Origin of the sequence: Siminovitchia fortis (assembly GCF_007681465.1) — a bacterium.
Lineage (GTDB): Bacteria > Bacillota > Bacilli > Bacillales > Bacillaceae_C > Siminovitchia > Siminovitchia fortis.
The window spans coordinates 24,393-35,103 of sequence record NZ_VEKZ01000042.1; the positions used below are offsets into that span (position 1 = coordinate 24,393).

A 10,711-nucleotide genomic window follows, 5' to 3' on the forward strand; every position below is an offset into this window, starting at 1 on the left:
TAAACATGAACCTACTGCTGAAATATATCTTTATGGCCTCCCGAACGGTTCATCATTGAAAAATCAACTTTCGTAAAAGCTGCGCTTGAAAGAATCAAAAACAGTGTTCCGAAAATCAAAATGATGACGAAGCTGATTTGGGGGGTGATCACAAAGCCGCTGACCTTAAATGCAAGCTGTTCTGCAATCAATTCATCCGCCGGCAGTGACATTTTTTCCAATGTCAATGTTCTAAAAAATGCTGCGGCATAAGTCATCGGATTGATGAGAGCGATATATTGAAGGCCATTGGGAAGCAGGCTGAGCGGCACATAGACCCCGCATAAAAAAGTGATGGGCGTCGTCACAGCCACGGAAATAATTTGAAATGTCTGGGAACTTTTGACGGATGCTGCCAAAAATAAACCGAAAGAAGAAAATACAAGCCCTACAAATATCATGGAAGCCATTACTGCGATGGGAGTTAGAATAGAGGTGTATTTCAAGCCGATAAAATAACCGACAATCAGAATCAGCATCCCTTGAATGGTGGCTACTGTTGTGGAAGACAATATTTGGCCGGCTGCGATCTGAATTCTTTTCACCGGACTGACAAGGACTTCTTTCATATATCCGGAAACAATATCTTCAATCGTGGAAGTCGCGATATTCAAAGATGTTTGAAAAACGACGATGATGACGATTCCAGCCAATACATAATTGACGGAATTGCTGATATAGGCGCTTTTAAATATGGTGCTCAGCAAGTACAAATAGAAAAACGGCATGACCAGAATCAATACAAGCTGTACGCGGTTTCTGACAAACAATTTTATATTCCTCAACCATAATGCCAAAACGATGCGCACCGTCAATCCCCCCTTATATCCCTTCCTGTTATTTCAAGAAATACGTCATTCAATGTCCCTTTTTTAATCTCCAAATCTGTGATGTACGGCTGATGTGCCGTCAGTGTCTTTAAAAAATTCTCAAGTTCATCAAATTCAATGAAAAAGTGGTCTTCTTCTCTTTTGAATGTCAGGTGATGCTGGTTCAACAAGATTTCCAAGCTTAGCGCATCAGCGCTTTTTATATAGGCTTTGTCCTTTGTGTACCGCCGCTTCAATGCGTATGGACTGTCAATGGCGATGATTTTGCCGTGGTCCATTACAGCGACCTTATTACAAATTTCGGCCTCATCCATATAATGGGTTGTTAAAAAGACCGTTATCTTTTTTTCTTTTTGAAGCTTGGTGATATATTCCCAGATTTTTGCTCTTGTCTGTGGATCAAGGCCGGTAGTCGGCTCATCTAAAAACAACACTTTCGGAAAATGCAAAAGACTTCTCGCTATTTCCACCCGTCTTTTCATTCCTCCCGATAAACTGCTGGCCATCGCTTTTTTCCAATCCATCAGATCAACGATTTCCAGTACAAAATGAATGCGCTCGGGAATCACAGACCTTGGCAATCCATAAAAATGACAGTGCATCTTTAGATTTTCTTCAACTGTCATTTTTTGATCGAGGGTGGGTTCCTGAAAGACCACTCCAATGAGATGCCTTACATCATCTTTTTGAGTGCTTACATCCTTTCCATCAACCAGGAGTGTCCCTGAGGTTTTTTCAAAAATTGTGCATAGCGTATTGATGGTTGTGCTCTTTCCGGCCCCGTTAGGACCTAGAAAAGCAAAGATGCTGCCGCTTTCCACTTCAAAGGAAACATGGTCAACCGCCATATAATCGCCATACTTTTTCACAAAATCTTTGACAACGATCATATTTTCCATGATGATCACCTTTTTTTGTTTTTTAAAAAGCTTAATACGTTAAAGAACTTATCAAATGCACCGCTTATATCTTTTGAATTCGATAGTTCGTCGCTTAAAACATCTTCGAAAGCCTCCAAAACCTTTTGGCAGTCATCAGCATTTACACCGGATTTCTCTGAAACTTTCATAATCACTTCTGAATTATTCATCCAAATTTCCCTCCTTTTCGTTATTGTACATGCCAAGGATGTAGGCAAAGCTGCCCTTTTCAGCGCCCAAGGTTGTTTCAATTATGTGAGTTAACGCCAAGACCTTTTGCATTTGTTCCTGGGGCTCCCATTGAAAGATCCCTTCATCAAGCAGAAATTGGGAAGATACCAATAAAAATTCAACTGTTTCTTTTGGATAAGGTGTTTGAAAAACCCCCTCCCGAATCCCCTGTTCAATTACTTCCGTCAAGACGGGAGTCAGTTGAAGAATCGTTTCCACAAGGCTTTTCTGATGCATCTCCGCGTTGTTCACCTGATGGAGCTCTTCAATCATCTGCTCCTTTTGGCCATCGGCGTCCGGCCTTTGGCCCACGATGATTTGAAATAATTTCTCGGGAGCTTTCAGGCCTGGATCCGCTGCAATAGCTTTGGCAGCTTCGACACCTTTGTCAATGAAGCGCTGGACGATAGCGTCCATCACTTCTTCTTTTGATTGAAAATAATAATAAAAAGTACCTTTTGCGATGCCGACTTCACGCAGAATATCATTCACGGTTGTTTCTGAATATCCTTTCGCAGTAAAAAGCATCTCAGCCTCGTTTAATATTTCAGTTTTTCGATCTTCTGGATTTTTTGAAACTCTCATCAATATACCTCCATTATTAATAGACCGACCGTCGGTCTATTAATAACGTAACATGGAACAAATTGGTATGTCAATACTTATTTTATTTTTTATATTTGCCTCAGCCCGAAATCAGCAAGATTAAAACACGATGTTTTGACAAAACGGAATGCATACCTTATGATAGCATTGTATAATAACGCGAAAAGGGTGACCCAATTCCATGAAGAACTAATCCTATTTTTCGAAAGCAAACCAATTGAAGGCGATGTGCAGAATTGCAGACATTCCGCACTGAATTGTTGTGCCTTCAAGCGGTGTTTTCAGAATAGGATTGGCTTTGATGGTCTGGGATTTAAAGGGATGCGTCCCTTTCATTGTACCCTTATGCCTCCTATTCTGAGTCTGGATAGGAGGCATTTTTTGTCTCCATTACATAGGGACAAAGGGGATGATTGAATGGTTATTTTAACAAAGCCTGCTGCTAACTGGTCGACATTCAATGTTAATCTTGATATATAAGGAGTTTATTCATGAAAGATAACAACAATCAAACAAAGAAATACGAGTACCTGGCTGACGACCCCAATGTAAAAGTAATGCCGATTATGCTTTCTTTAATCATTGGCGCTTTTTTTGCCATATTAAATGAGACTTTATTGAATATCGCGCTTACTACATTAATGGATGAATTTAATATTTCGTTAACGACCGTACAATGGATGGCGACGGGTTTCATGCTGGTCATGGGTGTTGTCATACCGGTTTCTGCCTTGTTATTGCAATGGTTCACTACAAGACAATTGTTTTTAAGTACGATGATCATTTTTACCATCGGAACAACAATAAGTGCCGTTGCTCCAAACTTTCCCGTATTATTAATCGGAAGGTTGATCCAGGCGATTGGAACCGGGCTGCTTATGCCCATTATCTTTAATGTATTTTTATTAATCTACCCGCCGGAAAGACGGGGAAAAATCATGGGAATCATAGGCCTGGTCATTATGTTCGCTCCAGCCATCGGCCCAACTCTTTCCGGTATTATCGTTGAATATTTGGGATGGCGCTATTTATTTATTACCGTCATTCCGTTCGCTGTCTTCTCAATTGCGTTTGCATATAAATACCTGATCAATGTCTCAGAAGTGACAAAACCAAAGATTGATATCTTATCCATTTTCTTTTCAACGATCGGGTTTGGTTCTGTTGTATACGGCTTTAGTGCTGTCGGGGAGAGTGAAGCGGGCTTTCTTAGCCCAAATGTTTATATCGCGATTGCTGTTGGAGTCATAGGTGTCGTTTTATTTTCCATCAGGCAGCTAAAACTTGAAGAACCAGTGATGGATTTAAGGGTATTTAAATACCCGATGTATACGCATGCGGTTTTGATGTTTTTAATCATCATGATGGCGATGTTTGCTTCGGAGATCATTTTGCCGATTTATATGCAGGGACCATTGGCTTTAACTGCCGCAACAGCAGGGTTAATTCTATTGCCCGGAAGTATTTTAAACGGCATCATGTCACCATTCATGGGGCATCTTTTCGATAAATTCGGCCCACGCATTTTAATGATTCCCGCCACAATTATTTTAAGCGGAACGATGTTTATGATGAGCCGGTTAAACGTTGACACGTCCCCGTGGGTCGTGCTTGTCGGGTATATCCTGTTAATGTTGACTGTTTCGGCCATCATGATGCCTGCAGAGACGAATGGATTAAATCAGCTTCCAAAACATTTGTACCCTCATGGAACGGCAGTGATGACAACATTACAGCCCGTCGCCGGTGCAATTGGCGTTTCTGTTTTTATCAGTATCATGAACGCAAGACAGCTTCATTTTTTACAAAGTGCAAAGAGCCCGCAGAACCCCGCTACAATCAAATTAGCGATGGTGGCCGGTGTTGAACTCGTCTACTTTATTGCTTTTGCCATGTCCCTGGCGGCAGTCATCATGGCGTTTGTTGTTTACCGGGCAGTACCTGAAAAAGAAGCTGGCGAGCTTCCAAACAATTAATGGGATTAATGATGAACAGACTCACTTCGGCTCTCGCCGGAGTGGGTCTATTTTTTTGGGAGGAATATAAATATATGTTTATTTTCTAATTGAAGGGTGGTTTTTGTAGTTTTAGCACGAAGGGCTTCCAACGATTAAATTTGATATAGTCTTTTATAAACGAAAAATCCTATCGATATCAGCACGAAGTTCCTCAAAAATAAAAGATTGTGCCGTTTCGCTCTTTTTAAATGTGGTGTAATGGCTAATGTTTTTTTCTTCAAAATGATAAATGGTTACTTCCTGATTGTCAGGGTTGACGATCCAATACTCGTTCACACCGCAAGACATATATAAATCAAGTTTTTTAATTAAATCTTTTCTTTGTGTGCTTTTCGATAGTACTTCTACAACAAGTTTTGGGACTCCTTTATAATAATCATTTTCATTTAAATGATCCTCAAGGTCACAAATAATCATGAGATCCGGCTGAACAATATTAATGTTTTCCGGAGTTCTCCTTAGTTCAATATCATAAGGTGCAACCATGGGTGTACAATCTTTCCCTTGGAAAGTGTTATAAAAAATGACTAGTAATTCAGTTATCGCAATTTGGTGAGCAGTTCGTGGAGAAGCAAGCCAATAGATTTCCCCATCGATATATTCGTACCTCTCTTCAGATTTTTGCTGCAATTGCAAAAACTCTTCGTAAGTTGCTTTTTTTCCTCCATATCCGTAATCCGATGCATTTTCATGAACCGTATTCGTTCCATCAATATTAGTTACCGTTGCTTCTTTCATCGCTGTTAATTTAGCGATTTCTGTACCATTCCGGGTAATGATAATCTCCTCTTGTCCTGCCAGCATTAAGTACTTTCCAAAATTATTTTGCAATTCTGTTGAGTTAACCTTCATTATGACACCCCTGTTCTTTAGCTAAAATAGCTAAAATCGTTAATTCCATTCTATATTTATTAAATTATTTTTTCTAGAGATAATACATGAAAAACACCTCAGTTAATAAGAACCCCCCTCTTTTAGAGGGGGTTAAAAATTTTATGCGATAACATTTATGTGGCCAAAATGATGATTTAGCGCTCCAATTTCTTTTTTTCCATTAAAAGTCTTTGGAATTCCCTTTCTAGTTCATCACTTGGCTCGATGCTTAGACGGCTTAGTACTTCCGTTATTTTCGTTTCAAGTACGAGCCGCTGATCTTCATGGATATCCTTGGTTTTTTTACGTTTAGCCTCATTATATTGTTTAAAGGTTCCTTCAAACAGGTCAATCTTTCCATTTTGAATAGCCAGAATCCGGGTTGCGACATTTTCAATCAGCCGGCGGTCATGGGAGACGAAGATGACTGTTCCTTCATACTCTTTTAAAAGTGACTCCAATGCACCGACAGCTTCTATATCAAGAAAATTCGTCGGTTCATCTAATATCAACGTATTAACATCACTCAAGAATATTTTAGCAAGTGCTGCTTTTACACGTTCCCCGCCGCTCAGGACCCCGACCGCTTTATAAACATCGTCTCTAAAGAATTGCAATCTTGCCAATACAGTCCGGATAAATGTTTCATCCTGTTTTGAGGTGGAACTGACATTTTCCAATATTGATTTTTCAACATCCAGTATATTTAAATTCTGACTAAAATAGCCCATTTTCATGGATGGGGAAATCGTGATCCCTTCCTCTTGGTTGATCATCTTTTTCACAAGGGTGGATTTTCCGCTGCCATTTGGACCGATGATTGCCAGTTTTTCCCCGCCGCGGATATGAAAGCTTGTTTTGTTCCAAAGAACTCGGTCACCTATGGTGCCTGGTACATTCTCTGCACGAAGGATAATCCGGTCCTTAAATGTATCTTCGTTAGGCAAATTCATTTTAAGTGGAGGGGACTCTTTCACTTTCTCTACTTTTTCCAGCTTCTCTAATCTTGTTTCAATCGCCTTCGCCGTCTTTTGCAGCTTCTTTTGCTTTTTGGCAAAGTACGGCTTTGCACCGGTTATTTTCGCCTCGGATTTGCTCACCTTCTTTGGAGCTTTTGTTGCTTTTTCAGCTTTTCTTTCTTTTGTTTTCAACGCGTCTTCCAACTGTCTTTTCTTTTGCTCATATTTTTCATATGCCAGTTGCTTTTGACGATGCTCCAGCTCTTTTTGTTCTGCATAATCGCTGTAATTGCCTTTATACTCCTTTATTTTTCCTTCATTGATTTCCCAAATTGTCGTGCAAAGAGTATCCAAAAACGCCCGGTCATGGGAGACAATCACAAAAGCACCTGTCCACCCGGCAAGTTTCCTTTCAACCCATTCAATATGCTCTGTATCCAGATTTGTTGTGGGTTCGTCTGCAAACAGGATTTCAGGGTTCTTGATAAGCACCTCATTAATATATTCCTGCGTCACTTCACCGCCACTTTTGGTTGTATCCGTCCTTTTCAACTGCGGCAAAAGCTCATTTGTCACATGCTGGATGACTATTCCTTGTTCCGGTTTCAATTTTCCCGACAAAATATTCAAAAGCGTTGTCTTCCCGCTTCCGTTACGGCCAACTAAACCAATCCGGTCATTTTTATGAATTTCCAGTTGGTCAATATCAAATAATAAACGATCCTTGATATAATGCTTGATGTTAGCTGCTTCCAATAAAGCCATCCTATCATCCCCATTCTCTTTAATCCGGGGACAGAAAATGCCCCCTATCTTTCATTCAGAATAGGAGGCATAAATAAAGGTGAACAGTAAAAAGAGAGACCCCTCCCTTTTACGCTCAACTCAGAAACCAATCCTATTCTGAAAACTCCCAATGAAGGCAACAAAAAAAGACAGAAATCTTCTGTTCAAAAATGCCTTCAATTAATGGTTTTCGTAAATAGGATTAGTACTTCATTTAGTTGGTTCACCCTTTTCGTTCATGTATTTATTGCCACTTTATATCGTATTTTATAAATTGTCAAATGTTACAGGGAATTTCTTTGAATTGTTCATTTGAACAACCGCCTTCAACTAGATTATAGGTTACCTTTGGCGACTTGGAACCGGATTCTTCGGTTGAAAAACCCGTTTAAACAGAAGTTCCGCCAAGGACACCTCATTTTTTTCTTCAAAAGCGCCTTCTTGCCATCTTTGATATAAATAAACAATCGGTACAGTAACGGCAATCATAACAAAGAGTCCAAAATTAGACATATTCTTCATTGAATACAGGCCAACCTTTTGAAAGATAAAAGGACTTATAATCAACGCCTGAATCAAATCGATAATCCAGTTGCAGAGTAGGAACAGCCATAGATTTGGATAGGTAAAATAAAACATATAGAGGGTTGTAACGATCAGAAAGCCATATACAAAAGACGAAATGTTGGTAAGAAAAAATATGTTGTTTGCTTCGTGAACCTCCCACCAATTCCACACTTCAGCCATTTGGAAAATAACTGTATATAAAACAGCCATAAATAGACATACTGGCATAAACCGCTTTACACGCTGTGAATCCAAGGGAAGCAATAAAAGCCAGGGAGCCAAAAATATAATCCATGAAACAATTTGCCCCATCGGTAAAAACCTCCAACAATGTTTATGGATGGTATTTTTCCGCCTCATGTGAAAAATATTCATAAGCGCAAGGAATCTTCCACATTCCTTGCCAATCTCATGCATTTTTCGATAGTTCCCGATGCCTCTTTGACAGATTCGGTACTTTGGAGAACATTATGGATAAAAGCTGATGCTTGAAGCTCTTTCCAAACGGCTGCACCGCTGCATCATACATCCCTGAATTTCCCGTATTCCTTCTGAAAAGTGAGCCTGATGGTGCCAATGGGACACTTCAAAAATAGTGCCCGATCGTGGGAGAAATCTAACCAGCAGATAATAATATCTAAGCTATAATAGCATCTAAAATATCAGTGGATTACTTTGGAAGTCTGACCTTAATTAACTCTGCGAAGTACTCTGCTCCAATTTTTAGGATCTTATCATTAAAGTCATAGCGCGAGTTATGAAGCGGAACATTGCCGACTCCATCAGAGTCGTCACCATTTCCTATAAATACAAAACAACCAGGAACCTTTTGTAAAAACGCACCAAAGTCTTCAGAAGCCATCCACGGTTGACAATTTCCATCCACCTTATTTTCACCAACCACATTGTGGGCTGCTCTTACCGCATTATCAACACATTCTGCCCAGTTAACTGTTGGTGCGAATTCATGAGTGTATTCAAATTGACATTCCGCTCCATTTATTTTGCAAATTCCCTCACTAATTGTTCTCATCCGTTCTTCTAGCAGCTTTTGCACCTCTGGAGTATAACTTCTAGTATCCCCTTTGATTACTACATTTGTTGGTATCGCATTGCGAATCCCATCCGTGATAAATTCAGTACATGAAATAACAGCAGGAACATTTGGGTTCATATTGCGGGATATAATAGTTTGCAATGCAAGAACAATTTCAGACGCAATAACGATTGGGTCTTTTCCCATATGGGGACTTGATGCATGCGAGCCTTGACCCTTAATACGGATCACAAAGTTATCCTCACTTGCCATAATTCCTCCCGCACGGGTTGAAATTGATCCCGCAGGCATTCCTGGCATATTATGCATTCCATAAATCTCATCTACGGGGAAACGTTCGAAAAGTCCATCCTTCATCATGGCAAAAGCGCCTTTACCCGTTTCCTCTGCAGGTTGAAAAATAAATCTAACTGTCCCATTAAAATTTTTGCGCTCCGTTAATAACTTGGCTGCACCCAATACTGTAGCCATATGTCCATCATGACCACACGCATGCATTTTACCTGGATTCCGGGAGGTGTACGGATGTTGTCCCTCCTCTGTTAGATTAATGGCATCTATATCTGATCTAATACCTATTATCCCTTTACCATCGCCCACTGTAAGATTGGCAACGATTCCAGTACCACCAATATTTCTGTGAACCTCTAACCCCATATCTGTTAAGACTTTAGCAAGAAATTCAGAAGTATTTCTTTCTTCAAAGGCACTTTCGGGATGCGAATGAAGATACTGCCTCCACTCAATAAGCTGTTTTTCAAAATCTTCATTATTCATAGTAATACTCCTATTTAAAAAGTTTATTATACAGATGGGTAAGCTCCATCCCATACAACTTTTCTATAATGATCCGGATCAGTGTCACCTTCAGTGCTGACAATAAGAATTCTTGAATCTTGATTCAGTTTCAATGATTTTTTCAAATCATTAAGCATTCTATTTTCAGCCAATAGACTAACTATTCCTATACCTATTGCTGCACCAGATTCGCCTGAGACAATATGCGGGTCACTGCCTAGTGGATTTGCTAGAATTCGCATACCTCGTGAGGCCACGTAGTCTGGGCAAGAAACAAAGACCTCGGCATAATCTTTTAAAATATCCCAAGAAGTTTTACTTGGTTTCCCACATGCTAAACCTGCCATAATCGTATTCAAAGAGCCCGTTACTGCATGGGGTTTTCCATCGCCAATCTTTATAGATTTGTATAGACAATCAGCTTTATCTGGTTCAACTATTACTGTAATAGGACGTTCCTCTCCAAATTTCTCTACTTGATATCCGAGCATACTACCTGCAAAAGAACCAACTCCGGCTTGTAAAAATACATGTGTTGGTCGATCATTACCAGCCTCAGCAATCTGCTCCATTACTTCATCTAAGATCGTTAGATAACCCTGCATAATCCAAGCTGGAATCTCTTCATATCCATCCCAGGCCGTATCCTGCACCAAGACCCAGCCATTTTCTTTAGCCTTTTGGCTTGCCAACCGAACGGTATCATCATATTTTAAATCTGTTATGGAAGCTTCTGCTCCTTCTTTACGGATATTGTTTAATCTTATTTCCGATGAACCTTTTGGCATATATACGACAGATTTTTGACCTAACTGGTTTGCAGCCCAAGCGATGCCCCTTCCATGGTTTCCATCCGTTGCTGTTACAAAAGTAATATCGCCTAATTTCTCTTTAACTTCTTTACTTCTTAATTTTTTAAAAGAAAGCTCAGATATATCAACTTCTAACCGTGCTGCTAGATATTGTAAGCGTCAAATAAAACACACATTCTATTCATAGGTCAGCCGTGGGATAATCTTCTTAGAAA

General features: G+C 39.8%; 10 protein-coding genes and 1 pseudogene. 1 reads left to right on the plus strand and 10 read right to left on the minus strand.

Annotation, left to right across the window (positions count from 1 at the left end):
* Window positions 1-11: 11 nt before the first annotated feature.
* The 5 genes from FS666_RS13295 to FS666_RS19860 all read right to left on the minus strand — a co-directional run bounded on the left by FS666_RS13295 (window position 12) and on the right by FS666_RS19860 (window position 2,962).
* Entirely contained in the window at window positions 12-848 is an 837-nt protein-coding gene (locus FS666_RS13295) for an ABC transporter permease (RefSeq protein ID WP_144463023.1), read from the minus strand.
* A gap of 2 nt (window positions 849-850) precedes the next feature.
* Complete coding sequence (locus FS666_RS13300; protein ID WP_144463025.1) at window positions 851-1,768, minus strand: ABC transporter ATP-binding protein; 918 nt, start codon at window positions 1,766-1,768, stop codon at window positions 851-853.
* A 5-nt stretch (window positions 1,769-1,773) separates the two neighbouring features.
* On the minus strand, window positions 1,774-1,959 hold the full coding sequence (locus FS666_RS13305) for an HU family DNA-binding protein (protein ID WP_144463027.1): 186 nt from the start codon (window positions 1,957-1,959) through the stop codon (window positions 1,774-1,776).
* A complete protein-coding gene (locus tag FS666_RS13310) occupies window positions 1,952-2,605 on the minus strand; it encodes a TetR/AcrR family transcriptional regulator (protein ID WP_144463029.1) in 654 nt (217 codons plus the stop codon). The genes FS666_RS13305 and FS666_RS13310 overlap by 8 nt, the downstream gene beginning before the upstream one ends.
* A 216-nt stretch (window positions 2,606-2,821) precedes the next feature.
* On the minus strand, window positions 2,822-2,962 hold the full coding sequence (locus FS666_RS19860; RefSeq protein ID WP_164876255.1) for a hypothetical protein: 141 nt from the start codon (window positions 2,960-2,962) through the stop codon (window positions 2,822-2,824).
* 155 nt (window positions 2,963-3,117) lie between these two features.
* Between FS666_RS19860 and FS666_RS13315 the strand changes: the two genes are divergently transcribed.
* Window positions 3,118-4,602: an MDR family MFS transporter gene (locus FS666_RS13315; RefSeq protein WP_144463031.1), complete on the plus strand. Its 1,485-nt coding sequence runs from the start codon at window positions 3,118-3,120 to the stop codon at window positions 4,600-4,602.
* A 153-nt stretch (window positions 4,603-4,755) separates the two neighbouring features.
* On the opposite strand, the gene FS666_RS13320 is transcribed toward FS666_RS13315, so the two are convergent.
* The 5 genes and pseudogenes from FS666_RS13320 to FS666_RS13340 form a co-directional block, all read right to left on the minus strand.
* Window positions 4,756-5,496, minus strand: coding sequence for a type II toxin-antitoxin system Phd/YefM family antitoxin (locus tag FS666_RS13320; RefSeq protein WP_144463034.1), 741 nt, complete (start codon window positions 5,494-5,496; stop codon window positions 4,756-4,758).
* Between the two features lie 176 nt (window positions 5,497-5,672).
* Window positions 5,673-7,241, minus strand: coding sequence for a Vga family ABC-F type ribosomal protection protein (locus FS666_RS13325; RefSeq protein WP_144463036.1), 1,569 nt, complete (start codon window positions 7,239-7,241; stop codon window positions 5,673-5,675).
* Between the two features lie 363 nt (window positions 7,242-7,604).
* Window positions 7,605-8,141: a hypothetical protein gene (locus FS666_RS13330; protein WP_120068911.1), complete on the minus strand. Its 537-nt coding sequence runs from the start codon at window positions 8,139-8,141 to the stop codon at window positions 7,605-7,607.
* A 358-nt stretch (window positions 8,142-8,499) separates the two neighbouring features.
* Entirely contained in the window at window positions 8,500-9,663 is a 1,164-nt protein-coding gene (locus FS666_RS13335; protein ID WP_120068914.1) for a M20 aminoacylase family protein, read from the minus strand.
* A gap of 26 nt (window positions 9,664-9,689) precedes the next feature.
* Window positions 9,690-10,637: pseudogene (locus tag FS666_RS13340) on the minus strand (diaminopropionate ammonia-lyase); the annotation flags it as partial.
* Window positions 10,638-10,711: the final 74 nt, after the last annotated feature.

Coding starts and splice junctions, on each gene's coding strand:
- FS666_RS13300 (WP_144463025.1), bottom strand. CDS start 1,768: ATGGAAAATATGATCGTTGTCAAAGATTTTGTGAAAAAGTATGGCGAT.
- FS666_RS13305 (WP_144463027.1), bottom strand. CDS start 1,959: ATGAATAATTCAGAAGTGATTATGAAAGTTTCAGAGAAATCCGGTGTA.
- FS666_RS13310 (WP_144463029.1), bottom strand. CDS start 2,605: ATGAGAGTTTCAAAAAATCCAGAAGATCGAAAAACTGAAATATTAAAC.
- FS666_RS19860 (WP_164876255.1), bottom strand. CDS start 2,962: ATGAAAGGGACGCATCCCTTTAAATCCCAGACCATCAAAGCCAATCCT.
- FS666_RS13315 (WP_144463031.1), top strand. CDS start 3,118: ATGAAAGATAACAACAATCAAACAAAGAAATACGAGTACCTGGCTGAC.
- FS666_RS13320 (WP_144463034.1), bottom strand. CDS start 5,496: ATGAAGGTTAACTCAACAGAATTGCAAAATAATTTTGGAAAGTACTTA.
- FS666_RS13325 (WP_144463036.1), bottom strand. CDS start 7,241: ATGGCTTTATTGGAAGCAGCTAACATCAAGCATTATATCAAGGATCGT.
- FS666_RS13330 (WP_120068911.1), bottom strand. CDS start 8,141: ATGGGGCAAATTGTTTCATGGATTATATTTTTGGCTCCCTGGCTTTTA.
- FS666_RS13335 (WP_120068914.1), bottom strand. CDS start 9,663: ATGAATAATGAAGATTTTGAAAAACAGCTTATTGAGTGGAGGCAGTAT.